The 25,704-nt window shown below is 50.1% G+C and carries 25 protein-coding genes and 1 pseudogene; 13 read left to right on the top strand and 13 right to left on the bottom strand.

The window, feature by feature from the left end; all coding sequences use genetic code 11:
* The first annotated feature begins 145 nt into the window (after positions 1-145).
* Entirely contained in the window at positions 146-976 is an 831-nt protein-coding gene (locus tag QT397_07185) for a sterol desaturase family protein (GenBank protein WNZ57122.1), read from the top strand.
* A 68-nt stretch (positions 977-1,044) separates the two neighbouring features.
* Here the strand turns inward: QT397_07185 and QT397_07180 are convergent, their stop codons facing one another.
* Positions 1,045-1,449 carry a DUF4345 family protein gene (locus tag QT397_07180; protein WNZ57121.1) on the bottom strand — a complete coding sequence of 135 codons (405 nt, stop codon included), beginning with the start codon at positions 1,447-1,449 and terminating at the stop codon, positions 1,045-1,047.
* Positions 1,450-1,679: 230 nt separating this feature from the next.
* On the opposite strand from QT397_07180, the gene QT397_07175 reads away from it, so the two are divergent.
* Positions 1,680-2,537: a peptidylprolyl isomerase gene (locus QT397_07175; protein WNZ57120.1), complete on the top strand. Its 858-nt coding sequence runs from the start codon at positions 1,680-1,682 to the stop codon at positions 2,535-2,537.
* Entirely contained in the window at positions 2,537-3,586 is a 1,050-nt protein-coding gene (locus tag QT397_07170) for a HupE/UreJ family protein (GenBank protein WNZ58511.1), read from the top strand. The genes QT397_07175 and QT397_07170 overlap by 1 nt, the downstream gene beginning before the upstream one ends.
* A 53-nt stretch (positions 3,587-3,639) precedes the next feature.
* Here the strand turns inward: QT397_07170 and QT397_07165 are convergent, their stop codons facing one another.
* Together QT397_07165 and QT397_07160 are read right to left on the bottom strand one after the other, a co-directional pair.
* Complete coding sequence (locus QT397_07165) at positions 3,640-4,116, bottom strand: Lrp/AsnC family transcriptional regulator (GenBank protein WNZ57119.1); 477 nt, start codon at positions 4,114-4,116, stop codon at positions 3,640-3,642.
* 139 nt (positions 4,117-4,255) lie between these two features.
* A complete protein-coding gene (locus QT397_07160) occupies positions 4,256-5,455 on the bottom strand; it encodes an aminotransferase class I/II-fold pyridoxal phosphate-dependent enzyme (protein WNZ57118.1) in 1,200 nt (399 codons plus the stop codon).
* A gap of 670 nt (positions 5,456-6,125) precedes the next feature.
* Between QT397_07160 and QT397_07155 the strand changes: the two genes are divergently transcribed.
* From QT397_07155 to QT397_07140, 4 genes and pseudogenes are all read left to right on the top strand, one after another.
* A complete protein-coding gene (locus tag QT397_07155) occupies positions 6,126-6,344 on the top strand; it encodes a hypothetical protein (GenBank protein WNZ57117.1) in 219 nt (72 codons plus the stop codon).
* 98 nt (positions 6,345-6,442) lie between these two features.
* Positions 6,443-7,054 carry a S41 family peptidase gene (locus QT397_07150; GenBank protein WNZ58510.1) on the top strand — a complete coding sequence of 204 codons (612 nt, stop codon included), beginning with the start codon at positions 6,443-6,445 and terminating at the stop codon, positions 7,052-7,054.
* 533 nt (positions 7,055-7,587) lie between these two features.
* A pseudogene (locus QT397_07145) lies at positions 7,588-8,567 on the top strand (IS5 family transposase).
* Positions 8,568-8,673: 106 nt separating this feature from the next.
* Positions 8,674-9,048 (top strand): 2OG-Fe dioxygenase family protein, encoded by a 375-nt coding sequence (locus tag QT397_07140; GenBank protein ID WNZ57116.1) that lies wholly within the window; start codon positions 8,674-8,676, stop codon positions 9,046-9,048.
* A 127-nt stretch (positions 9,049-9,175) separates the two neighbouring features.
* On the opposite strand, the gene QT397_07135 is transcribed toward QT397_07140, so the two are convergent.
* Both QT397_07135 and QT397_07130 read right to left on the bottom strand, forming a co-directional pair.
* Positions 9,176-9,616, bottom strand: coding sequence for a YqaA family protein (locus QT397_07135; GenBank protein ID WNZ57115.1), 441 nt, complete (start codon positions 9,614-9,616; stop codon positions 9,176-9,178).
* 192 nt (positions 9,617-9,808) lie between these two features.
* The gene (locus tag QT397_07130; GenBank protein WNZ57114.1) at positions 9,809-10,282 is read right to left on the bottom strand and encodes a hypothetical protein; all 474 of its coding nucleotides are present in this window, start codon (positions 10,280-10,282) and stop codon (positions 9,809-9,811) included.
* A gap of 139 nt (positions 10,283-10,421) precedes the next feature.
* Between QT397_07130 and QT397_07125 the strand changes: the two genes are divergently transcribed.
* The gene (locus QT397_07125) at positions 10,422-10,622 is read left to right on the top strand and encodes a CPXCG motif-containing cysteine-rich protein (protein ID WNZ57113.1); all 201 of its coding nucleotides are present in this window, start codon (positions 10,422-10,424) and stop codon (positions 10,620-10,622) included.
* 21 nt (positions 10,623-10,643) lie between these two features.
* Here the strand turns inward: QT397_07125 and QT397_07120 are convergent, their stop codons facing one another.
* From QT397_07120 to QT397_07110, 3 genes are read right to left on the bottom strand one after another with little or no spacing between them, the layout of a single operon-like run.
* Positions 10,644-12,119, bottom strand: coding sequence for an FAD-binding domain-containing protein (locus tag QT397_07120; protein WNZ57112.1), 1,476 nt, complete (start codon positions 12,117-12,119; stop codon positions 10,644-10,646).
* The gene (locus tag QT397_07115; protein ID WNZ57111.1) at positions 12,116-13,057 is read right to left on the bottom strand and encodes a MerR family transcriptional regulator; all 942 of its coding nucleotides are present in this window, start codon (positions 13,055-13,057) and stop codon (positions 12,116-12,118) included. Before QT397_07115 ends, QT397_07120 begins: the two co-directional genes overlap by 4 nt.
* A gap of 8 nt (positions 13,058-13,065) precedes the next feature.
* A complete protein-coding gene (locus QT397_07110) occupies positions 13,066-14,028 on the bottom strand; it encodes a DUF523 and DUF1722 domain-containing protein (GenBank protein WNZ57110.1) in 963 nt (320 codons plus the stop codon).
* A gap of 242 nt (positions 14,029-14,270) precedes the next feature.
* Here QT397_07110 and QT397_07105 point away from each other — a divergent pair, with 242 nt between their 5' ends.
* The 3 genes from QT397_07105 to QT397_07095 all read left to right on the top strand — a co-directional run bounded on the left by QT397_07105 (position 14,271) and on the right by QT397_07095 (position 19,029).
* Positions 14,271-17,306: an FAD-binding and (Fe-S)-binding domain-containing protein gene (locus QT397_07105; protein ID WNZ57109.1), complete on the top strand. Its 3,036-nt coding sequence runs from the start codon at positions 14,271-14,273 to the stop codon at positions 17,304-17,306.
* A 74-nt stretch (positions 17,307-17,380) separates the two neighbouring features.
* Complete coding sequence (locus QT397_07100; GenBank protein ID WNZ57108.1) at positions 17,381-18,118, top strand: tetratricopeptide repeat protein; 738 nt, start codon at positions 17,381-17,383, stop codon at positions 18,116-18,118.
* A gap of 506 nt (positions 18,119-18,624) precedes the next feature.
* Complete coding sequence (locus QT397_07095) at positions 18,625-19,029, top strand: 3D domain-containing protein (protein ID WNZ57107.1); 405 nt, start codon at positions 18,625-18,627, stop codon at positions 19,027-19,029.
* Between the two features lie 92 nt (positions 19,030-19,121).
* Here the strand turns inward: QT397_07095 and QT397_07090 are convergent, their stop codons facing one another.
* Both QT397_07090 and QT397_07085 read right to left on the bottom strand, forming a co-directional pair.
* Complete coding sequence (locus tag QT397_07090) at positions 19,122-19,655, bottom strand: hypothetical protein (GenBank protein WNZ57106.1); 534 nt, start codon at positions 19,653-19,655, stop codon at positions 19,122-19,124.
* A 203-nt stretch (positions 19,656-19,858) separates the two neighbouring features.
* Positions 19,859-20,119 carry a hypothetical protein gene (locus QT397_07085; GenBank protein WNZ57105.1) on the bottom strand — a complete coding sequence of 87 codons (261 nt, stop codon included), beginning with the start codon at positions 20,117-20,119 and terminating at the stop codon, positions 19,859-19,861.
* A gap of 197 nt (positions 20,120-20,316) precedes the next feature.
* On the opposite strand from QT397_07085, the gene QT397_07080 reads away from it, so the two are divergent.
* Positions 20,317-21,318: a rhodanese-related sulfurtransferase gene (locus tag QT397_07080; protein ID WNZ57104.1), complete on the top strand. Its 1,002-nt coding sequence runs from the start codon at positions 20,317-20,319 to the stop codon at positions 21,316-21,318.
* Positions 21,319-21,326: 8 nt separating this feature from the next.
* Here the strand turns inward: QT397_07080 and QT397_07075 are convergent, their stop codons facing one another.
* From QT397_07075 to QT397_07065, 3 genes are all read right to left on the bottom strand, one after another.
* Positions 21,327-21,656 carry a hypothetical protein gene (locus QT397_07075; protein ID WNZ57103.1) on the bottom strand — a complete coding sequence of 110 codons (330 nt, stop codon included), beginning with the start codon at positions 21,654-21,656 and terminating at the stop codon, positions 21,327-21,329.
* A gap of 654 nt (positions 21,657-22,310) precedes the next feature.
* Entirely contained in the window at positions 22,311-22,754 is a 444-nt protein-coding gene (locus QT397_07070; protein ID WNZ57102.1) for a P-loop NTPase, read from the bottom strand.
* A complete protein-coding gene (locus QT397_07065) occupies positions 22,724-23,461 on the bottom strand; it encodes a P-loop NTPase (GenBank protein WNZ57101.1) in 738 nt (245 codons plus the stop codon). The genes QT397_07070 and QT397_07065 overlap by 31 nt, the downstream gene beginning before the upstream one ends.
* Positions 23,462-23,672: 211 nt before the next feature.
* Between QT397_07065 and metG the strand changes: the two genes are divergently transcribed.
* Positions 23,673-25,700: a methionine--tRNA ligase gene (gene metG, locus QT397_07060; protein ID WNZ57100.1), complete on the top strand. Its 2,028-nt coding sequence runs from the start codon at positions 23,673-23,675 to the stop codon at positions 25,698-25,700.
* Positions 25,701-25,704 lie beyond the last annotated feature (4 nt).

The raw sequence follows: 25,704 nt of genomic DNA, 5'->3' as shown, positions 1-25,704 counted from the left end.
TTCATATTCCGTAAGCCCGCAAAGTAAAAGGCTCCCAGACTGGGAGCGCGGTGAAAGCGATTTTCCCGCTGCGTGCCCGGCTCACCGAGACCCGATTTAACACCGGTGAGTCTCCCTTCAATAGAAGAATAATGATGGTGAGAATATGGATTTTTTAGTCGACATATCCCAGGACGGAGCCAAACATTTCCAGTTGAGTTTATTTCGCTATGTGCTGGCCGCTTCAGTAATGAGTATTTTGGCCGGCTGGCTATTTCGCTCCTGGATGAACCGGCGCCGTATCCAAAAGCGTCGTGCCGAGTGGAAAGACATTCGGCGGGAGGTGAGTTATTCACTATTAACGGTGTGTATCTTTACCCTGGTAGGGGTTATTACCACCATGATGCACGATCTGGGACTGACCAAATTTTACTGGCAGTGGAGCGATTATCCACTCTGGTGGAGTATTGCCAGCCTGCCAGTAGTGATTTTGATCCACGACGCTTATTTTTACTGGACCCACCGAGGTATGCACCATCCCAAGGTGTTTAAACACTTCCACCGCCTACACCATCAGTCCAGAACACCCACGCCCTGGACGGCATACAGTTTTTCCGTAGGTGAAGCGGTCCTGATGGGCGCTTTCTCTCCCCTGATTGCCCTGATACTGCCGCTTAATCCAACTATTTGGTTCACCTTTTTATTTATCAGTATCTTCCGCAACGCCATGCTGCACACTGGCCGCGAGTTCCACCCCCGCAGCTGGGTCGACGGCCCTATGGACAGGCTCACCACCACGACTCACCACGACTTGCACCACCAGCGCTTCCAGGGCAACTACGGCTTTTACTTCACTTGGTGGGATCGCTGGATGGGCACAGAATTTAAGGACTACAAGCAGGTCTTCCGGCAAGCGGTGGATGGGCAATTACACGGGGGAGAAAAAGAGGTGGAAATAGACAACAGCGCAGCGGAAGGCGTAAAAGCTCACGCTTAACCCACTCAAATTACTTAAATGGGTGCCGGGGTTCCCCCGGCTCCTTTCTACTAGCCGTAACAACCGTGTTAATGGCCATGCTGTAAAGGCAACCAGCGGGATTCTCGGTAACAGTAAAGTCCCCAGATCACAAAGACGACTTCGATAGCAAAAAGCACTAAATTGCGCTGGTCAAAACCACTGATAAATAACATTCCGTAGAGGCGCCCAAGAGCGAAGCCGATATAGGCGATAGACATCGCAGCGTAAGCAACCCTGCGGTGCGGGCGCATAGCCAAAGCCACCAGTAGAATCACCGCGATAGCCAACATAAACCCGCCATAAGTGGCCATAAACTCGGGCATGGCTTCGGGGGTATCAAATGAAAAATCCACTTCATTCGCAAGGCTCTGCGGTTTAAACAGGGCCCAGAGGCCGATAGAAGCAAAAACCAATAGATTGAGTGTCAAATAGACTCTTCCCAAATATTTCAATCGATTCTCCCCTCTAATTTCTGTTGCTCACCCCTATACAAGGGGAACACCGCTTTGGAGTACTGTCACAGTATATATGAGCCACACCCCGCCATACGCCGGAACAATTCACCAATTTGGTACAAAGCGATGGATTTATCAATATTTTCTTACTGGCAAACTGAGAATGTCTTTCCATAATTAGAATCCACAGCGCAACTCCGACCCACTCCAAAATAAGGGCCGCGCTTTTGAATACCACCACCTTCCTCAAGTCATTGGCGAAAGAGCCCCTGCTGTATTTTATTGCGATCGCCCTAATCCTATTGGGATTGGGAGAAATCCTGGAACCGCCTGCACAAGAGATTGTTATCAGCGAGGGGCGCGTCGAACATCTACGTTCGGTGTTTGAGCGCAAGTGGCACAGGTACCCCACCGATAGCGAGCTGGAGCAACTTATTGAGAATTACCTAAGAGAGGAAATACTTTACAGGGAAGCGCTTGCCCTGGGATTAGCCGAGAACGATACGGTAATCCGCCGCCGCCTACGAATGAAAATGGAACTTACGGCGCGTAATTTCGCTGGCACTCAAGACCCTGGCGATCGAGTATTGGAGAAATTCCTTCAAGGTCAGGCTGATAAATACCAGAATCCCCCCACCCTATCTTTCCAACAACGATTTTTCTCAGTGGATCTGGCCTCATCAGATTCACGTGATTTTAACGACTTACTCATGCAGCTAAACAGCGGTCAGGCTTCGCCAATGATTGGAGACTCAACCCTACTGCCAGCTGCTTTTATCGACACTTCAGAGCCACGAATAGACAGGCAATTTGGGCTGGGATTTTCCGCTCAATTATCCAAGTTGCCTGTTGGCAAGTGGAGTGGTCCAGTCCGCTCGACCTTAGGTGATCACCTGGTCCTCCTTGAGGAAATCAAGTCCACCCAGCTACCGGCATTGGCTGAAATACGCAGCCGCGTGCTAAATGATTGGCAATTCCAGGCGCAAAAGAAGATTCTGCAGGAGCAGTATCTCCAGTACCGTAAAAACTACGAGGTCACTGTCCACAAGCCGGATAACTTCTCAGCCGAGGTTGCCGTCAAGTGATGCACATACGGCCACTCCTGTTCATTCTGCTCCTCAGCTCTACTCCAATACTATCTGCCCACGAACTGCGCCCGGCTTACCTGGGCATCACTCAAGTTGATGCACAATTATTTAAAGTACTTTGGCGATTGCCCGCACAAGGCGATCTTCGCCTCGCTCTGAATGTCCATTTGAACCAAGCTGCCTCTCCCCTAAGCCAACCCAGAGCGCAAATAAGTAAGGGCTACTACACAGAGCACTGGACCATCCATCACCCCAGGGAGCTACAACAGCTGTCGATTCATATCGATGGCCTACAGAGCACTATGACCGATGCGCTAGTGCGGATCTCCTGGTTAGATGGGCGTGAGCAAGTTATCCGACTGACACCAGACCAGCCAGAATGGACCCTTGACCAACCCGCCAGCGAGTTCCAAGTCGCCCAAACTTACTTTGTGCTGGGCGTTGAACACATTCTTCTCGGTGTCGATCACTTGCTGTTCGTTTTGGCCCTGATCTTACTCAAACAAAGCCTTCGCCAGCTGATCGGCACTATCACTGCTTTCACTATCGCCCACAGTATTACCTTGGCTGCTGCCGTACTGGGCTATATCCATCTGCCATCGGCGCCAGTGGAGGCGATTATCGCCCTCAGTATTTTACTGGCAGCCAGGGAGACAGTGCGCCAGAGGCATGGTGTTTTCAGTTTGACCAGTCGCTACCCATGGGCAATTGCCTTTGCTTTTGGACTTTTACACGGTTTGGGTTTTGCCGGTGTACTGGGGGAAATTGGGCTTCCCCAGGGGGCTATTCCCCAGGCATTACTGACTTTTAATCTCGGTGTGGAAGTGGGGCAATTAGTATTTATCACTGCTGTTCTTACAGCAATCAACTTGTATCAAAAGCTCCTTAAACTCTGGCTAGGGTATGCCATTCGGAACCGCGAACAATACTCTTTCGGGGAGGGTGGAGGTATCGGAATACCAGTCGCTACAGTGATCGCGTATACGCTGGGGGGCATTGCCTGCTACTGGGTGATTGAGCGCAGCCTGCTTATTGTTTTCCCATAACAGAGAACATTAACCGGCGCCCTGCAAATCACGGGCACCGGTTAATTTAAGGCTCAGTCCTGAAACAAGAGTTCCAGTGGGTAGCCGGTAAAAGGCTTGGTTTTCTCAATCACCAAATGAGAAGTCATACGGGAAATCGCCGCCTCTTCATTGGCCAACAACTGCTCTGAGACTCGATTAAAATCTGCTGCGTCCGGGCAGACGAAATGCAGCATATAGTCGAACTCACCAGACATCTTCACACAGGAAACAATCTGTGGAATATCGCTAATAATGCGGCGAAAGTTCTCACTGGTACGGGCATCCTGCCGCTTAAGCGCAACGTTTACATAAAACTCTGCATGCCGAACTTTATCCAGGTTTATCTCGGCAAAGAACTCGCGGATATAGCGCTCACTGGTCAGGCGTTTAACCCGGGCCAGGCAGGCACTTTCCGATAATCCAATTTTTTCACTCAAATTCAGGTTACTTGTACGTGCGTTTGATTGCAGGGCCTGCAAAATACGCAAATTATGCCGGTCAATTTTCACGGAGCTATTTTCTTTTGAATCTGAAAGGGGGCAAGGATAGCGGTATTCGCCGGTGGCATAAACATTACAGCCACCGGCATGGGAAACTTGTCATCACTTCAAAAGCGAATTTGGCGACAACCAGCCTCCCGGCAAAGGCCTAACCGGCCTGGCGGTTACCACTGGTGACGAACTGTTCAATGCGATCCAAGGCCCGCGACAACTCGGCCTCATCAGCCGCCAGGGTGAGGCGAACATTATTCACTGAACTGCTACCAAAGGGCGCGCCAGGCAGTACCGAGACCCGCTCAGCATCCAAAAGGGCTTCAGCGAAGGTTTGTCCGGAGCTGGATACCTTGGAGACATCCACCATAACAAACATCCCAGCCTCAGGGCTGTAGCAACTCAAGCCAGGTATCTGGCCAATCCTCTCAACAATCAGGTCTCGACGCTGCTGATAGGCATCCCGCATCTGCTTCACGAAGTAGCTATCAAACTCCAGGGCAAAGGCTGCAGCCTCCTGGATGAACTGAGGGCAGCCAAAAATTGTCGCCCCTGCAAAAGCAATCAAACGATCTACCAGGGGACCACGAGCCACTGCCCACCCCAGGCGCCAGCCACTCATGGCGTGGGATTTGGACAAGCCATCAACCACAACAATATTATCCAGCGACTCCGCTGCCGTACGCAGAGAGGTGTGGCGGCGGGCAAAGGTGATCATTGAATAAACTTCATCACACACCAGCCAAATATTGCGCTCGCGGCAGTATGCCGCCAACTCGCGCAATTGTTCAGGGGTAGCCATCGCGCCAGTCGGGTTTACCGGCGTATTGATCATAACGACCTTGGTCTGCTCACTGATGGAGGCCTTGATAGCGTCGACATCAAAAGCAAAATTGGTCTCCGCCGGGCAGGTGACCCGTTTTACGGAGAGGCGCAAGGCATCACAAATGGGGACATAGCCGATATACATCGGCTCGGGAATTACTATCTCCTCACCGGGGTTTAGCAGGCAGGCAAGTACTGCGTAGATCGCGTTGGTTCCACCGGGGAAAACAACAACATCATCCGGATTACAGGGGTGGGGGGAGACCTTGCTCTCGATATCCGCGATAGCCCTGCGCAACATTGGCTCCCCGGCCGCAGGGGAATAGTGGGTGCGCCCCACTCCCAGGCGAGCGCGGGCAAAGTCGAGGATCGGCTCGGGGGTGTCAAAGTTGGGATCACCTACACAGAGAAAGATGACATCCTCCCCTTTATTGGCGAGATCGTGAGCTCGGTCACTCACAGCCCAAACATTGGCGTCCTCACCATTCAAAGCCTCACTTTGCAAGCTGAACCTGGGGGTAAAATTTGTCACGTTTTTCACTATTTAGCAGCCATTTATAGGGGCTAAGGTAACAACCATCTGGGTAATCGGTGCCGCTATATGACCGTCAATTTCGCATTAGAGGGAGCTTTTCTCAGGTATTCCCGCAGATAATGCGGGGGCCAGTGTGTTCAGGTGGATCGCGACTAAAAATAGATTTTTAGTCTCAGTTATTCAGGACGATCCTGGCGCCCCAGAGAGAGCGAGTAATGAGTATAACTTAAGCAAGGTATCACCCCATCCCACTGCAATTGAACACTATTAAACGGAGCCAGGAAAACCCCAGGGCTATGTACAAAGCTTCATTACGATATTCTTTTTTGACGTCCCGTCCGCTCCCCATGCCCCTTTCACCTGACTCGCAGCAATCTCCCTCAAGTTTTCGCTGTATTTAGATTAACTTTAATCTTCAAAGATGGAGGGCAAACTCCAATCCCGGTATAGGTGCGAAACTGGCCCCTTAGCGCCTCTGGATATACTTAGTGTTAACCAGCTTTGATCTTCCGAAACTATCTATTACGGCTTGATTGCGTATTATCGTTAACATCTGAAAACCAATAAGTAAATATAAATCATGGATAAGAAGAAACAATTACTAACCTAACTTTTGCTCTCCTGTTCACTTACGGCAATCGGCACTGAAATTTCTCAGGAAAGGAAGTTGGAGCTTATTAATTCTATCGAGAAAAAGATTGCCTCCAACTATGTCCTGCAAGAAAACCTGGAAGCGATTCACTCTTCATTAAATAAAGTTGCAGAGTCAGAGGCATTCAGGCAAGCCACTAATACAGAGTCAGTGGCTGGAATTATTAAATCTGCTTTAACAAAGCATGATAAACACTTTGGCGTAAGCTGGGATGATCCAGAATCTCCCCAATAGCAGCCGAAACACGAGGATTGGTTTAGTAAGCTCAGCAGAAAAAATTCTGGATTTACCCGAGTCGAAGTTTTAGAGGGTAACATCGGCTAAATTGCTTTCTGGGGTTTGACCATGTTAACGAGGAGTCCCAAGGTCGAGTGGCTGCAGCTATGGCATTAATCCAAGATACTAGCGCTATTATTTTTGACCTGAGAAAGAATGGTGGTGGTAATGGCTTTATGGGCGGCCTTATCAGCGGTTATCTTTTTGATAAACCCACCCACCTCAATAGCATCCACTGGAAGCCCGCGGGCAATGTTACAGAGATATGGAGTCAGGAAAAGGTTCAGGGTAAAAAGGTAGCAGACACCCCGGTATATATATTAACCAGTAGCGATACCTTCTCAGCAGCAGAGGCCTTTGCGTACTATTTAAAGCACCTGGACCGTGCAACCATTATTGGAGAGGCTACCAAAGGTGGGGCAAATCCCTGGCAGTACTTCCCCCTTGGGAATGGCTTTAAAATAGCAATCCCTATCGCTAAGGCAGTTAATCCGATTACCAAAACTAACTGGGAGGGGACTGGTGTAAAACCAGATATCGAGACATCTCGGGAGAAAGCATTTCCAACAGCCTATAGGCTCGCCTTACAAGCGGCCAAAATTTCTACTGCACATCCGGAACACTTAAAAGAAATTCAACAAAAACTGCAGGATTTCGATAGCCTTTAAAATACCTTAACCCCTTTCAATAACTTTTCAGACTACTACTTCAGGAAGGGGTCCTAGTTATTAGCCACCCTTCCCAGATCAATTCAACATCCCATAAATAAAAAAACAGCCCTTAATAATTGTAAAAATCTTTCACTCACATTAACCTAATATCATTCCCTTATCTTATTCGTGTAGCAGGGCGAATTGGATGTTTCAATTTACTCAAATCCTAAAGTACATTCCTGAAGAACTTGCGGACAGCTTTGCCCACCTCCCTCCAGATGAATATCTAAAATCCCAAAATCCATATCGCTACCGAACATATAGTTCAGGACTCTATAGTGGCAATTCAATTGAGTGGAGCAACAATACCATCTTCATACAGAGTAAAACAATTAACACGTACCTTGGGGATATAGAGCGTCACTACCCCTCATTAGGAGCAATCGCTAGAATATTCTCACAAAATATTGTAAGACACTTAAGGAACCTCTGAATAATTCTGAGTCAATTTGGTAATATTCACCTACCCATCAAGACTACGATGAATCATGCACCAAGTCACCTTTGCCGAAGCAGAATATAAGCTAAAGCGTCGTATAACTCGCCGAGAGAAGTTTCTTTCTCAAATGGAAACCCTCGTCCCATGGCAGCGACTAGAAGCTCAGATCACTCCTTGTTACCCACAAGGTAAACGTGGCCGACAGCCATATCCATTGAGTGTCATGCTTCGTATTCATTGCATGCAGCTATTTTACAATCTCAGTGATCCCGCTATGGAAGATGCACTGTATGAAATTGAATCCATGCGTAGTTTTGCTGGATTGACTTTGAGTAGCCCAATTCCCGATGAAACAACGATTCTTAACTTTCGCCACTTACTGGAGCTCAATCAGCTAGGTGCAGCTCTTTTTGATGAAATCAACAAACACCTTGCTGAGAATGGGATGGTACTGCGTGAAGGCACGATTGTAGATGCCACTATTATCTCTGCGCCAACTTCAACTAAGAATGAAAAGAAAGAACGTGACCCGGAAATGCATCAAACAAAGAAAGGCAATCAGTGGCATTTTGGGATGAAAATGCATATCGGGGTTGATGATGTGCTCGGAGTAATACATAGCATAGATACAACAGCAGCGAATTCGCATGATGTCACAACCACAGAGCGAGTTCTCCACGGGGAGGAGAAAAGAATCTGGGGAGACTCTGGGTACATTGGTGCGGAGAAACGTGAAGAGTTGAAAGAGCGGGAGGCGGATTGGTATATAGCAATGAAGCCGAGCAAGCTAAAAACTCTTCCAGGGCGTGATGCACTCCGTAAAGCGGAAAAGATCAAGGCGCAGATAAGAGCGAAGGTCGAGCACCCCTTCCGCTACATCAAACGGGTATTTGGTTATGACAAGGTCCGCTATCGGGGACTGGTAAAAAATACTGAGAGGCTGTGCTTACTGGCAGGCTTTACCAACTTATTAATAGGGAGAAAATACTTGGCTGCCTAGGGGTGGTTCGCCTGAAACCCACCTATTGAGGGTTTCAGATGAAAAATTAGGGGACTATTACGCGAAAATTACGCGTTTGTGCGTAATAAAGTGAATTTTTCAAGCAGCTCAGCTTAATTCTGGAAAAATGCTTCGTTGATCAGAGGATCCTTAATTTCCCAACAATATATACCGGCAAAAAAATATCAGGTCGGGTGCCACCAGATAAGAGTTCGTGCTACAGATGAATTCAACGCTTACCCCACCCCTGAGGGTTTTCACCAAGATGGGTTTGACTATGTAGCGATTAATTGTATTAATAGAAATAATGTCAATGGAGGGGAATCATTCATCAGCAACTTGGATGAAAATGAAATTATATTTCATGGCACACTGACCCCTGGAAAAGCTTTGGTTTTGAACGACAGGTCGCTCAAACACTACGTAAGCCCCATCACTCCTCTTTTTCCCGGGGAGGCTTTAAGGGATGTTGTGGTAATTACATTACATAACGATAGAAACACCACATGAAAACATGAAGCTTACCCAAACCAGATCCCAAAGAATTTTTTCAAGCTTAAAAAGATGACCGCCTAAATCAAACTTCAAATCCTCTCAAAATACCAAACCAAGATCTTTTATTAACTTAATATCCATATCAAGATGCTTGCAATACCATATAGCAAATCACCAGATAGCGTAGACATTTACCCATGGCAACCAACAACAAAAACCAAACCAAGCGAATTCTTAGAATACCAGCCATTACAGTAAGGGGATCACCAATAATAGGCACCCAGGAAAAAAACAGGGAGAATACCCCATATTTTTTAAATCTCTGTTCAGCCTTTACAAATTCCTCTTCAGACATTCTCAACCATTTCTTGATCATGCCCAAGCTGGCCCAGTAGCCTAATGCATAATTGAGAAGAGAGCCCGCTACATTCCCAGTAGTGGCGACTATTATCAGGGCCCAAGGGGAGAGCCCCTGGAGCAATAGACCAGTCATTACAATTTCTGAGCTTAGCGGCAGAATGGTCGCTGCCAGGAATGCTGATACGAAAAGCCCCAAAAATCCAAACTCAAGAAAGTACCCCATAATGACGACTTATGCCTAGCTAAACTCGGCATTCCTTCTATCTATACTTATAATTGCGCCACTATAATCGAAAAAAGGGGGACATCCCAACAACCCCCCTCATCAGTGTTATCGATACTAGTCACAAGCCTCTACTTTTTATACTCACCCTTGTTAACACATTTTGGAATTCATAACCTTACACAGACTTACTTAGGCCCAAGTACAGACCCGCTCATCCGAAGTCGAAATCAGTGTCCACCCCATAATCCTCCAGCCACCTTCTAGTTTTGCTATTGACAAGATATTGCAGGCAGCTTTCCTACTCCTTTCTTTTGATTTGGATCGCTGAAAAACAACAAGCGATGTTGCTGAGCCATCTTCTGAAACATAAATTTTCTCTATATATAATCCAGAAAATGGATATGTCTCTAGATCCATAGTTTTACGCAGCTGGCCGATAATTACGGGGATTAAATCGGGATGATTAGACAACCCCGGCTGCTCACCGATAAAAAACAAAGGGGATTGAGCAAAGTACTTCTTCAAACTACTCGGCGGAGATGAACTATTAAATGTGCTGTAGAAATTTTTAATAAGATCAGAAACTTCACTACGCGAGCTTGCATACATCTCAGATGAAAAGACAATAAATACGACAACCAACAGCGCCATAGCAATTTTCATGGCTACCTCTTCCTATTTTAAGGAGTTTCTGAGTAACTCTGCAATTAGAGGGGACTGACTAAAGGTTGAAGTATAGTTATGCTATTAACTCGCATGGACTAAAGAAGGAAATCTGACAATCACCAGACGGAGTTATCCTGTGCCAGAGGTAATAGTTGAGAGAAGTATTTACTGCCCTTATTGTGGTGAAATCATAAAAATACTGGTTGATTCATCAGTTTTGCCTCAACAGTACACTGAGGACTGCCAAGTTTGCTGTAGACCTATCGTTTTCTTTGTGGAACTCGATTTAAATGGCGAGCTATCTATCGTGGCTCATACTGAGGATGAAGCGTTCTAAATCGCATTGTCGCACTCAAATTCACTTCAAATTGGCAAAAACTTCAATCGCTCGCTTCCGTCCAGCCCCCACATCGCAAATCACTTGAGGATAGCCTTGAGTCGGCGGTGGATCGTGTATGGCTTTGTCGCTCAGCTCCTTTAGCTCAGGTATAAATTTGCGGATAAAATCTCCATTGGGATCAAAACGTTGCGACTGACTATAAGGATTAAATACACGAAAATAGGGTGCAGCATCAGTACCCGTGGAGGCAGTCCACTGCCAGCCCCCATTGTTGGAAGCAAAGTCTGCATCAATTAAGCGCTGCATAAAGTAGCGCTCACCCCAGCGCCAATCTATCAGCATATTTTTACTGAGAAATGAAGCTACTATCATACGCAATCGATTATGCATCCAGGCAGTCTCATTTAACTGTCGCATCGCTGCATCAACTATCGGAACCCCAGTCTCCCCCAAAGTCCAACGCTCAAACTGACCCTTATTGTAGGACCAGGGAATTTGGTCAGTTTCCTGCTTGAATGGCCTCCCTTTACTCAGACGGGGAAAGTCCACCAACAAATGGGTATAAAACTCCCGCCAGATTAATTCGCTAATCCAACAGGCCGCCCCATCATCTCCACCCAGCCAACGTCCCTCATTCATATCCAACGCCATAGCTATACATTGGCGAATCGAAACAGCACCACTATTTAGGTAGGGGGATAAGCAGGAGGTACTATCGAGTGCTGGAAAGTCTCTCTCTACCTGATAAGCAGATATTTTTCCACCGAACTTCTTGAGCCGTTTCAGTGCCGCCTTTTCTCCTGCTTGCCACCCTTTAATCAGGCCTGCATCGTCGATCTTATCTATCGAGTATGTCGACAGTTGCGTTGGAATCTTTTGGCTTAATTTCTGCCCTTCAGATAAAGAAAGCCACTTTGGCCAATGTGCTCCATTTTCCCGAGTAGAAATTTTCCGAGGCTTAGGCAAGGTTTTTACTTCACTATCGGCACACAATTGAATCAGTGCACGCTTGAAGGGGGTAAACACCTTGTAGGGTTCCCCTCCGCCGGTTCTTACTGCTCCCGGTGGAAGCAGGGTGCGGTCACTATAGAATTGAACCTGAACCCCCTCATTTGTCAGTAAATCTTTTACTGCATTATCACGGCGCAGCTCATTGAGTGGATATTCAGCATTCGCATAGAGAGCATTGATATTCAGGCGCTCAACTATTTGCTGAAGAACCCCTGGAACCTGAACAAAAGTAGGAACTTCAATGAAGTACAGCGGTATATTTCGCTCCTCTAATCCATCTTGTAATTCACGCAAACAGGCGATACGAAAAGTCACCAATGGATTGCCTTCGTCATGGCTCTGCCAGGTACCCGGACAGGCAATAAATACAGCAGCCACCTCCTGACATTGCATACTGGCTTGGTAAAGTGCTGAATTATCATTGAGGCGTAAGTCACTGCGTAGCCATACCAGGCCACGTGGCAAAGTCACTGGGCGACTCATAGCTTTAAAGACTCCCGCAATTGTGTAACTGCGCTCTCTGTATTTCCGGCAAGTACTTTTGTTAAAGGGAGTCGGTTCAGTTCAGTCAAAGCCAAACGCTGCACCTCAATAAAATCACCCGCAAGCCACAGAGGATCAGTCATCCCCTGAACAGCACTTGGTAGCTCACGTTCAAGAATATTTTTCGGCATAGCCTTGTGGCTATAGCAAAGCACTCCCTGAGCACCCAGTTTTTTGACTGTACTTCCCAGCTCCAATAATCCCGCAGGATAAGCCAGGGTAACGGCCTCTATTCCTGCGGCAAGGAGCACCGCAATAAACATCTGTATAAATGCCTGTTGGCCCTGAAAGCCAATTTCCAGTAAAAGAATACGGGGCTTCGCCTGGGACTTGTCTTTGTCCAGGTTTTTCCTGGCCATACCATTAGTCAGAAGTAGCTGTTCATTTAACAGAGGCCAGAAAAATGTCTGCGCCCCATGGGCTTCAGGTAGGCGAAATCGCTCAAGCCGCACATGCAAAGGTTTCAGCCAGTGCTCCAACAGCAAAGCTGCAGGGAATGAGGAAAACCACTGATCGAGACGGCGGCGCAGCTGGGGTTCTGCAAAGTCTCTGAGAAGACTGGAGGTTTCATCCAGCATCGCCTGCCAATTGTTTTTTCCATCGCCTGCAGTCGCTGGCACCCCTAAATTGTCCTGCTCTCGCGCCAACAGGTCTCGCACTTGACCAATGGAAACGCCCCTGGCGAGGCATTGCAGGACCTTTTCAATCTGCTCGACTTCCTCTTCACTATAAAGTCGATGCCCTTTGCTGGTGCGCATGGGTTTTAGTAAACCATAGCGGCGCTCCCAGGCCCGTAAGGTCACGGGATGCACCCCGGTCCTCCGAGCTATCTCACGAATCGGAAAATAGTTTTTTTCAACAACTTCTGGGTCGGACATGACGCTCATTATCGAAATTCACATAAACCTAATTCAGCCGGCTCGGCAGCGAGCAAGACCTGGCTGTGGATAAAGTGGTGTGGGCTTCTCGGCAAGTAATGACGGAGCATAGTAAGCACCGCCGAAATCGGTTTATGCCCTTGCCGGTACTCCTCGATAAGCTGGGCCAGTTCAGCCCGCTCTTCCCGGCTTAAATAGCCCTTTAAGTGCCCCTGGCTGTGCATCAGTGCATTGGTTCGATCCTTGCGCGATGCATGTTGGGAGAGAATATCCATAATCCGCCCACGAATTTCATAAGCGAACTCTTCGGGGGTCACCGCACGAGAGTTGGAAACAAACTGACCCAAGGCACGGGTCAGAGGCTGGCTATGGGCTAGCAAGAGGTACTTATAAGCGGTGTAAAACTCAATAACTTTAGCGGGTCGAGGATCCGGCGATACATAGCGATGCCAAGCATCGTAAGCAAATACTCGGGTTAAAAAGTTCTCGCGAATATCGCTGGCATTCAGCCGCCCTACTTCCTCCATAGGGAGGTGGGGGAAATTCTCTCTCACACGCGCAGCAAATAGACCTGCCGAATGCGCCAGTACACCGCGACCATCTTCTTTGTAATGGGGGGTAGTACGCACACCGCAGCTGGGAGACTTTTGCATCAGGATAAAACCGCGCAACTGCTCGACTTCCGGACTTATCTCGTCTGCGTAAGCCTCAAGATCCTCTGTCACATCGATATTGGTGTCATCGCGCCCAACTGCGCGCAGGCGATCACTGACAATCAGGTGAATTGGCGGGCGGGGCACTCCCAAGCCTATTGCCACTTCCGGGCAGTAAGCTTGCAGATCAAAGCAATTACCCAGCAGCTGAGTGCAGACTTTGCTGTGCTTATGGCTACCGTTATATCGAACTGGATCACCCACGGCACAGCGGCTGATACCAACGGGAATCTTATGCGGCAGGAATTGAATATTCATAGTCACAAGGTGAGCAGGTAATGGCCTACCTTTTTTATAGCCTGCCACCAAAACTTATACAAGCTCTGCCTTTGTATAAGTTTTTGAAAATCTCCTGCAAGGTCGCCGTGGCTTGCGCAAATGCAAACCAAAGCTACAATGCAAAGCCGCGTTCATTCCGAGATTTAGCGCTGCGCGCACTCTTATCGCCAGTCCCCGGTCTGCGATGCGGCCCACACCTCCCGGAAAGTACGGATTAGCTCATGATTCCAGCATTGCGCGAAGTCGACGAGGTTCAGGCGCTCTATTTGCAGTTCTTGCAGGAACTGAAGGACGCAGGTTTCCGTGGCGATACCACCCCCAGTTATGCCAGCCGCACGGTCCTGGCTACCGATAATTCGATATACCAGGTCCTGCCCCAGGCCGTTGTTTATCCCCGCGACAGTCGTGACTTGCAGCTGCTCGCTGAGCTGGCTGACAGGGAGGAGTTTCACTCGGTAGTGCTATCCCCCCGTGGCGGTGGTACCGGTACAAACGGCCAGTCCCTGACCGATGGACTGGTTGTGGATATCTCCCGCCATATGAACCAGATCCTCGAAATCAATGTTGAGAAGCGCTGGGTCCGGGTACAGGCCGGAGTGGTCAAAGATCAACTGAATGCAGCACTCAAACCCCACGGCCTCTTTTTTGCTCCGGAGCTTTCCACCAGTAACCGGGCCACCATTGGCGGCATGATCAATACCGATGCCTCAGGCCAGGGTTCATGTGTCTACGGCAAAACCCGCGATCACGTGCTGGAGTTACACACCGTATTATTGGGCGGTGAGATTTGGCACTCGGCCCCGATCGACGATGAGGAGCTGGCACAAGTCAGTGTCGGGGATAAACGCTCTGCACAGGTTCACCAAGTCTGTGATTCTATCGCGCGTACAAAAGCAGAGTTAATCACAGCAAAGTTTCCCAAGCTCAACCGCTGCCTCACCGGCTACGACCTGGCTCATATTCGCGACGATAAAGGCTTTAACCTCAATAGTGTTCTCTGTGGCTCAGAGGGAACCCTGGGTTTTATCGCCGAGGCAAAACTCAACCTGTTGCCAATTCCCAAATGTGTCGCCCTAGTCAATTTAAAGTACGACCATTTTCAAGAGGCGCTACGCGACGCCAAAGACCTGATGCTGGCCGGTCCCATGTCTATCGAGACAGTGGACAGCAAAGTGTTGCAGCTGGCGATGGAAGATATCGTCTGGCACAGCGTCAGTGAATTTTTCCCAGCGGACGATCGCCCGGTCAAGGGCATTAATTTAGTCGAGTACGCCGCCGATAGCGAAGAGGAATTGGAGCAGGCACTAGCCCAATTTACTGCTCATATTGATGAAGCTATTGGCCAGGCAAGTAAAAGTTTCGGTTATTCCATTGCCCGTGGCCACGCCGAGGTCAATCGAATCTGGGCCATGCGCAAACGGGCCGTGGGCTTACTGGGAAATGCCCAGGGAGAAAAACGCCCAATTCCCTTTGTCGAGGACACGGCAGTACCACCGGAAAACCTGGCGGATTTTATCGCTGAGTTCCGAACGGTATTGGATGAGGCCAATCTCGACTACGGTATGTTTGGCCATGTCGATGCGGGCGTGCTGCACGTGCGTCCGGCAATTGATATGAAAGACCCCCGGCAAGCCGCACAAATTCGTCCGATCACCGATCAGGTGGTCGCCCTCACTCAGAAATATAAGGGCCTTTTGTGGGGGGAGCATGGGAAAGGTGTCAGGTCTGAATACGCACCGGAATTTTTTGGCGAGCTCTACCCTGAGCTGCAAAAAATCAAAGCCGCCTTCGATCCTCGCAACCAACTCAATCCAGGGAAAATAGCTACCCCCAGTGATGACAGCCAGCTGCTGAAAATTGACGAGGTATCCACCCGAGGCGAGCGGGACCGGCAAATTCCCGCCCAGGTCTGGGAGGGCTATGAGGAAGGTGTGCACTGCAACGGCAATGGTGCTTGCTTTAACTGGAACCCCGACGATGCCATGTGCCCTTCCTACAAGGCCACTCGCAACCGTATTCACTCTCCCAAGGGGCGCGCCTCTTTAATGCGCGAATGGCTGCGATTGCTCAGCGAAAAAAATGTTGATGCGGTCTCCAGTGCCCAGCGCCTGCGGGAACGCTCCTTTTTTGTCGGACTCCCCAAGCGCATTATCAATTCCCTGGCAAAAACCCGTGGCGAGTACGATTTCAATCACGAAGTTAACGAGGCAATGCAAGGCTGCCTGGCCTGTAAATCCTGTGTGGGGCAGTGCCCGATAAAAGTGGATGTGCCGGAGTTTCGCAGCAAATTCCTTGAACTCTACTACAGCCGCTATTTGCGTCCGCTAAAAGATTACGCCGTCGGTGGGCTGGAATTCCTGATGCCACACCTGGCCAAGCTACCTCAGTTATACAACTGGCCACTAAAACTCAAGCCAGTTTCCTTCCTGATGGAGCGCCTGTTCGGCATGGTGGACAGCCCACTGTTATCGGAAAAAACCTTGAAAGCGACTATGGCGGAGCTGGGTGTGCCTGTCGCCAGTGCCGCCTGCCTGGAGTCCTTGGGCCCGGCACAGCGCAGTCGCGCAGTGGTGATAGTGCAGGATGCTTTTACCAGTTACTTTGATGCCCAAGTGGTTGCCGACATCGTGCGCTTGCTAAAGCAGCTCGATTTTGTCCCCATGCTGGCGCCCTACCGCGCCAACGGCAAACCCCTACATGTGCACGGTTTCCTGCGCCAGTTCCAGAGGGTCGCTGAATTAAACAGCCAGATGCTTAACGACCTCGCCGCCAGCGGTATTCCCCTTGTGGGCATCGACCCCTCAATGACCCTGACTTATCGCTCCGAGTATAAAAAGCTGATGGGCGATGAGGCACCCAAGGTCCACTTGTTACAGGAATGGCTGGCTTCGCAGCGGGAGCACCTGGAACAACAGCGCCACCGCATAGCGCCCGCCAACTTCCAGCTTCTGCCCCATTGCAGTGAACAAACCAATGCCACCGCCTCGGTGAAAGACTGGCAAAATGTTTTCACTGCCCTGGGCCTGGAACTCGCTACCGAGAGCCTCGGCTGCTGCGGTATGGCCGGTACCTATGGCCACGAAGCAGATCACAAAGAGACCTCACGAGTCATTTTCCAGCAATCCTGGGCGCCCCGATTGAACAGTGGCGAAAACCAGTTGGCCACCGGCTATTCCTGTCGTTGCCAGGCCAGTCGCTTTGCAGGCGTATCCTTGCGCCATCCGCTACAGGGGCTACTGGCACAACTGGATAAATAGGCATTTACTGACGTAAGAGGCCCATATCTCCGGGTCTCTTACCGTCCACCCAAAGTAGCCTGCGGGAAGTGCCTATGCACAAACATCTCTCAAACCTGCTCATGCTGTTTTATGCACTGCTTGGCATCGCCGTATTGCTAGCAGCAATATCCATAAGCTCAAACTCCGGGAAAAAACAATTAGGGCACCATCTATCCCAGGCCCAACACTCCCTGGCATTGGTTACTGAGGCTGAAACCTACGCCCGCACGGGCAACTACGCCGACGCACTGCCACTTTACGAAAAGGCCATCTCCTCACTATCTGACTATCCGGATCAACAACAGGCCCTGCGCTACCGCTACGGCATTGTGCTCAATGCATTTAGCGCCCAAGCGCGACCTGACCTCTACCCCCTTGCCCGCGCACAGTTCGAATCGGTCCTCAATTACCTGGATGAGGGCGCGGTGCTACCGCAGTCCACCGCGAGAGTGCGGTCAGCCATGGCACACACTTACCATCAGCAAGCAGCAACGGAGAAGGAGCACACTCAGCGAGCTCATCTTCTACGCTCGGCTTACCTTCTATATAAGAGTGCAATTCAAGGCCTGCGCGAACAGGCGGAATGGCAGAACCTTGCCATCACCTATTTCAACCTGGGGCAAGTCTGTGAATGGCAGGGAAACCTGGAGGAAGCCATCATCTGGTTGGAAAAAACGGTGAAGCTGGACATACAGCACAAGCTGCCGGACCTCCAGGAAGACAGTGACTACTTATCCGCATTGCGCAGCCAGGTGGAACCGATACTGGAAAACCCCGAAACCGCGCTGTAAGTACTGGGGATTCCCTGCACTTTTTAATGTGACGCACCGGTTTTTCCGCTAAAACCTGCTGTTTTTTGTCATATCAGCAATATATGGAGAATAAGTCACAAATAATTTATGAGGAATTTTTTACTGTTCCAGTCATGCTAAGCAATGCCCTCCACCACTCCTAGCACGACTCTTTAGAATGACATCGCTGTCACGCAATTTTTCTCTTTTGAAACCATTTACCAAGGAGCTGGGTTCTATCCGGCCATTTCCTCCTGTACAAAATATATACAGTGCAATTTTATTGTTCTTTATATCTTAAAATTAATCCATTTTTTTATTTTCTGTAAATAACCCGCCAATTCATACGGCTTTTTCTCGCTTTGCAGGAAAAAGTTGATACCTCAGGAATCGCCGGTAATATAGCCAGCGTTGATTAAATATTGATCAACGATTTCCAAACAAACTTGGAAATTTCACAAGCAGCCCTTGGCTTGTGACCATTTATGACCTGGAGGTAATGGGACATGATGAAACAGACTCTGCGAAATACTGCCTTTTTTATTGCTGCCTTGCTCGCTATCGGTGTAAGCGTTAATGCCTCAGCAGCACTTAAGAAAACCATGATTGTTGACGCAACTGCTTACAACTCTGTACCCGGACAAACTGACAGTGATCCCTGGGTAGCAGCTTGGAACAACCGCCTGCGCCCCGGTGACAAAATTATCGCCGTATCCCGTGACCTGGAAAAACACGGTCTGACTAACGGCGCCAAAGTTAAAATTGAAGGTCTGCCTGGCACCTATACCGTGCGCGACCGTATGAACAAGCGTTTTACTAACCGAATCGATGTTTGGATGGAGAAAGACATTAAGAAAGCCCGCGCCTGGGGCAAGAAAAAACTGAAGATTGTTTTTGAACCCGTAAAGTAATTAGACCTAATTTCAACAGAGCTTGTGACCCCGCCCTCCAGCGGGGTTTTTTTATTGTTAAAAGAATTTATATCTAATCCACCAAAAAGCAATCAGGGTTCCATCTCCATTAAAAACCCTTCTAGCTCTGTACAATTTGAATTTCCGATATAAAACAGGCTCGGCTGCTGGTTCTCGGTATAGCGATGTTTTAATCCATCCTCGCCAATTAATATTAAGTATTCTGATTTTACCCAGCGCTCACCCTCCCTGTATTCCGTTAGCCATAAAAGCGATGGCTGCCCCTCGTGACAGAGCCCATAAAACATGCGGGTTTTTTCCACCAGTTTCTTGGTCATGTAATCTAGATAGCGGCCGGGATAGGTATAGCGATCAGCCTCAATACCAATTTTCTCTGGGTTTATCCCCATATCGGCGCGGCCAACTCTCTGTATATAAATTGCCAGGTTCTCGTCGCAATCGAGACAATGGCGCCCGGCAACGATGGCATAGCCACTCAATTCGGAGATAAGTCGGGCTTCTTTCAGGTCAGTGGTGAGCAGCTGTCGATTGGAAAGGCGGATGCTCTCTGCGGATACCAGTGGACTTAATATAGTCACCAGCAGAATAAGGTAGCGCAGGTTCATGGGGAGGGTAACCGCAGGTTAGGTAGTACCGCCGGAGACCTGGATTCCACCATTGTCTCGCGGCGGCACTGTGATTGGGTGTGCTGTTACACAGTCGCGATTCCCTTCTCACATTAACCATAGCAGTTTGAACAGATGTCAGCCGACTTTTGCCACAACTCCCGCTGGGAATTGCCAGTCAGCCGATTCACCCTGAAGAGGACTTACCAGCTGCCGTCGGCTTCCTGAACTGGCCCAACAAAGGTAGCGATCCCCTCCTCTTTAAGAGCATCGAGCGCTTCGTCCAGTGCTTCCCGCTCAGTCTCAAACGCATCTTCCCAAACGGTTGAGTTGTTGTGTTCATCGACGATTTCAAGCAGCCAGCCGCCCTCACCATCTTCATAAATATCGATCTGGACGGAAACCTCGCCCTCCCGATAGATCTGGCTCAACTCCGACTCTTTCGGTGCAAACTCTTCGCCCATGGGATTCGCCTCGCTGTGACCTTGAAATTTCGGCCAGAACTTTGACAACTTGCGGCCCGGCGGTCAACTACAAATCCCTTTTCTTGCAGATGCGGACCGCCTGCTTACTGTACGACAAGCTCCTTTTTTTGCGATAAAATGCGCGGCGATTTTTTCTGCTCCGGATTTGCGATCCGGCCCGCAACTGAGGAAGTACCATGAACCAATTTGTTGTCTGTGCACTGTATAAGTTCGTTACCCTTGAGAACTTTGAAACGCTTCGCGCCCCTCTGCTGGAGGTGATGCAAGAAAACAGTGTTCGCGGCACCCTGCTGTTGGCCCAAGAGGGTATCAATGGCACCGTAGCCGGCTCCCGCGAAGGTATCGACGCGGTATTAGCCCATTTGAAGTCAGACAAGCGCCTCGCCGACCTGGACTACAAAGAGTCCATCACCCAGGCAATGCCCTTCCTGCGCAGCAAAGTGAAGCTAAAGAAGGAAATTGTCACCATGGGTGTAGAGGGTATTGACCCACTGCGCACCGTCGGCACCTATGTCAAACCCAAAGACTGGAATGCCCTGATCAGCGATCCAGAAGTTGTTGTCGTCGACACCCGCAATGACTATGAATTCCAGGTCGGTACTTTCAAGAATTCCATCAACCCGGAAACTGAGACTTTCCGCGAGTTCCCACAGTACGTAAAAGAGAATATGGACCCGGCCAAGCATAAGAAGGTCGCCATGTTCTGCACCGGCGGTATCCGCTGCGAGAAGTCCACAGCCTATATGAAAGAGCAGGGCTTCGAAGAGGTGTATCACCTCCACGGCGGTATTTTGAAGTACCTGGAAGAAGTCCCCGCAGAAGAATCCCTGTGGGAAGGCGAGTGCTTTGTTTTCGATGAGCGGGTGACAGTCAACCACAACCTGGAACGCGGCAAATACGATCAATGCAACGCATGCCGCATGCCCATCACAGAGGAAGACCAGCAGTCTCCCCTGTTCGAGCAGGGCGTAAGCTGCCCGCACTGCCACGACAAGGTGCCTGAAGCCGACCGAGCCCGTTTCCGCGAGCGCGAAAAGCAAATTCAGCTAGCCAAACAGCGCGGTGAAGTACACATTGGCCAGGACGCCCGCGCGCAAACCGTCTCCCGCCGCGAGCAAAAGAGAGAGGAGCGTCGCCGCCAGGCTGAAGCCCAACAGGCGCGCAACCAGCAGGCCTAACTCCTCCCCTAGAGAGCAAGAGGCTGAGGTGCGCCCTTTATCTGGGCTAGCCAGGCCTCTGCCTCGGCCTCCACAACGAACTCCCTAGAACTGAGCCTGCACAGGCAGGAGCCATGGCTGGGCAGCGGACAGGTCCAGCGCCCTCGCGGATGTAACACCGCGATAAATGCCCGTCGCAGTACAGGGTTCTCAGCAATAAAGTGAATAAACTTCTGGTGCTCCTCCAGTGTGGTTTTGCTGCGCGCATAACGCAGGTCGAGTAGTACACGTAGGGGTTTTCGGTGGCGATACTTTTCCACCAGTAGTGCAATGGCTTCTATTTTGTCCTTATACCCCACCGGACCAAAAAAAGCACACGCGCTATTCCACCCGCCGGCCGATAGCTAATATGAAAATTCATTGATAACAGCACCCGTGCGCTTGTCTTTTTTATTTTTATCGACTACAGCTTCCGCAATGCCTCTTTTTATTGTCTTACCTGTATTGAAAACGCGAAATAAGGCAGACTTTTTTCTCGTACACTCCTGATATTTACTTCTACCTCAACGGCAACCCAACATCCGTATAAAGGGTTTGACGTTTGTCGGCGAAAATACTGCACCTGTAAACCCGTTTTAATACCCTCAGCCCCAACTACATTTAATAAGCGACAAAAAACCTGCAAATACTGCCACCTAAAAATCATAAGCGGTCTATATCGCAAAAAAATATCGGCTTTATGATTTTTAAAGCAATAAGTAACTAGTACGATCAAAATACCCCTGTTTTTTACCAGGTAATTCTGTGAAATATTTTGAAACTTCTAATTTACCCAGGGCGCGACAGAAGTGGGCTATCGCTAAAAGGAAATCTGTACCATAAAACAAGGAACAAACTAGTACGGCTTACTTCAATGAGGGACACCGGGCTGCATCAATATAGAAATATTGGAGCCCGGTAAAAACAGAAAAACAAAGAAAATTATTTCTTTGTGATCAATATCGCGAATGGGTTCAACTTATTTCGATTTCCGGCATATCGCTGTCATCACTGCTGTTTAACCAGATCTGGGCAGCAGCCTTGCGGGCAATTTCGCAATAAAAACCAGCAATTTCACTATCTGGATCGGAAATAACACTGGGTTGCCCGCTATCCACATCGGCGCGGATTTTCTGTGCCAGCGGAAGCTCTCCCAGTAAATGGGTATCGTACTCTGCAGCGATTCGCTCACCGCCACCGGTACCGAAAATTGGCTCGCTGTGACCACACTTGGAACAAGTATGCAGCGCCATATTTTCCACAATACCCAGCACAGGTACCGATACCTTGCGGAACATCTCCACGCCCTTAATGGCATCTTTTAGTGCCAGGTCTTGAGGGGTAGTTACAATTACCGCACCGGCCAATGTAGTTTTCTGTGCCAGCGTCAATTGAATATCCCCGGTACCCGGGGGCATATCCACAACCAGGTAATCAAGCCCATCCCGACTTTCCCCCACAGGGTTTGACTGAGAATCTGGTTGAGCGCGCCGCTGGCCATAGGCCCGCGCCATACCGCTGGGGTCTCCTCGGTCATCAGGTACCCCAGAGACATTGTCTCTATTCCGTGAGCCTCTACCGGCACAAAGAATTTCTGTTCTTTCACATGCGGGCGCTGGTCTTCAGTTCCCAGCATGGTGGGCAGGCTCGGGCCGTAGATATCAGCATCCAACAAACCAACCCGGGCACCTTCCGCCGCCAGGGCCAGGGCCAGATTGACCGCAGTCGTGGACTTGCCAACCCCGCCTTTGCCCGACGCCACAGCAACAATGTTTTTTACCTTCGCCAGAGTTTCCGGCGCCCCGGAAGTCGGCGTAGCGGGAATATCGCTGAACAGCTCAAACTGTAACTTGGAGCCTTTGAGGGGCCCGGCTTTCAACAGCGGCTGACAGCTCTCCTCCACCCGCTGGAGCCAATCTGCCTCCTGGCTGGCACACGGATATCCCAGGGTAATCCCGGCGAAAACAGTTTCGTCCTCATACCCAACTTCAATTTCTGCGTCCAAATCATCCAGCGGCAAGCCACTGGCAGGATCATGCAACTGGCCGAGGCACTCCGCCAGTCGCTCCAGTTCAGCCTGAACTTCCTGTGACAGCTCGTCATGATCGTGATGATGATCGCTCACGGTATCTCCCTCTCAGCGCTTCTAGATTGGCTCGCATTGTGTCGGATGACGCGGCCTAACACCAGCCACAGCAGCCAAACAAGGATTCACATAAGCCAGCTTGATCCCTCCACGACATAGTGCAAATCTGCTATATTCCGCGGTCTTTTGACGATCTTCGGCCCACTCTCCGTGAGTCCCTGGCCGCAACCCCACAGCGATGGAAAAACCGATGTCCGATACGCGCAACATTCTCGTCACCAGCGCACTGCCCTATGCCAATGGCTCCCTACATCTGGGCCATGTGCTCGAATATATCCAAACCGATATTTGGGCCCGCTTTCAGCGTGCGCGCGGTAATAACTGCCTGTATATCTGTGCCGACGATGCTCACGGCACTGCAATTATGCTGAAGGCTGAACAACTGGGCCTGACCCCGGAACAGCATATCGCCAATATGCAGGCAGAACACGAGCGCGACTTCGCCGACTTCCTAATTGGTGTAGACAACTACCACTCCACCCATTCAGAGGAAAACCGCGAGCTGTCGGCAATGATCTACCGCCGCCTCAGCGAAAACGGCCACATCGCATCGCGCACTATTACCCAGGCTTTCGATCCAGAGAAACAGCTTTTCCTGGCGGATCGCTATATCAAGGGAACCTGCCCCCGCTGCAGCACGCCCGACCAGTATGGTGATAACTGTGAAGCCTGTGGCGCCACCTACAGCCCTACCGAACTGATCGATCCGGTATCAGCAATCTCCGGCGCCACTCCGATAGAAAAGGAGTCAGAGCACTTCTTCTTTACCCTGCCCGCATTCACCGAATACCTGCGCGAGTGGACCCGCTCCGGCACTCTCCAGGATGAAGTAGCCAACAAGCTGGCCGAATGGCTGGAAGAGGGCCTGCAAGAGTGGGATATTTCCCGCGACGCCCCTTACTTCGGTTTCGAAATTCCCGATGCGCCGGGCAAATATTTCTACGTGTGGCTCGACGCTCCCATTGGCTATATGGCCAGTCTCAAAAACTACTGCGACAGCAAAGGGCTGGACTGGCAGGAGTACTGGAAAAAAGACAGCGACGCCGAGGTCTACCACTTTATCGGCAAGGATATCGTCAACTTCCACGCACTCTTTTGGCCAGCCATGCTGGACTCAGCGGACTTCCGCACCCCCAATAAAGTTTGCGTACACGGCTTCCTTACCGTAAACGGTAAGAAGATGTCCAAGTCCCGCGGCACCTTTATCAATGCCCGCAACTACCTGGATCACTTGAGCCCTGAGTATTTGCGCTACTATTTCGCCGCCAAACTGACCGGTGGCGTCGATGACCTGGACCTGAACCTGGATGACTTTATCGCCAAGGTGAACTCTGACCTGGTGGGTAAAGTAGTCAATATCGCCTCTCGCACCGCCAAGTTTGTCAGCAAGTCCGGTGGCAAGCTGGCCAGCGAACTGGCCGACGAACAATTGTGGAACCAATTTGTAGAAGCGGCTCCACGAATTGCTGAGTATTACGAGCAGCGAGAATACGCCCGTGCCATGCGCGACATTATGGCTCTGGCCGACGCCGCCAATGCCTGGATCGCCGACAAGGCTCCCTGGTCCCTTGCCAAGCAGGCGGGCACCGAAGCTGAGGTTCTGGCTATTTGCTCCCAGGGTGTGAATATGTTCCGCGCCCTGATCACCTGGCTCGCCCCGGTATTGCCCAACACTGCACAAAAAGCGGCGGAGTTCCTCAACAGTGAGCTGGATTGGAACAGCGCAACCAAACCGCTGACAGATCACGAAATCAAGAAGTTCAAGCCGCTGCTGCAACGGGTGGAGAAAACCCAGGTAGATGCGGTTATGGATGCGGCTGCGGAATCCCTGGCCCAGCTACAAGCGGAAACCAAAGCTGCTACCGGCCCTCTGGCGGAGGACCCCATTGCTGAGGAAATCCAGTTTGATGACTTCGCCAAAGTAGACTTGAGGATCGCCCTGATCGCCAAAGCTGAGCATGTTGAAGGCGCCGGTAAACTGCTGCGCTTAACCCTGGACCTGGGCGGCGAAACCCGCCAGGTATTTGCCGGTATTAAAAGCGCCTACGCCCCTGAAGACCTGGAAGGTAAGCACACCGTTATGGTCGCTAACCTGGCGCCGCGTAAAATGCGCTTTGGTGTCAGTGAGGGTATGGTTCTGGCAGCGGGCCCCGGAGGTAAGGACCTGTGGATACTGGAGCCCCACGAGGGCGCCAAACCCGGTATGCGCGTAATGTAATTTC

The sequence above is a fragment of the Microbulbifer sp. MKSA007 genome (assembly GCA_032615215.1).
Lineage (GTDB): Bacteria > Pseudomonadota > Gammaproteobacteria > Pseudomonadales > Cellvibrionaceae > Microbulbifer.
Note: the sequence above shows the minus strand (reverse complement) of the source record. Positions and strands in the feature narration are given on the sequence as shown.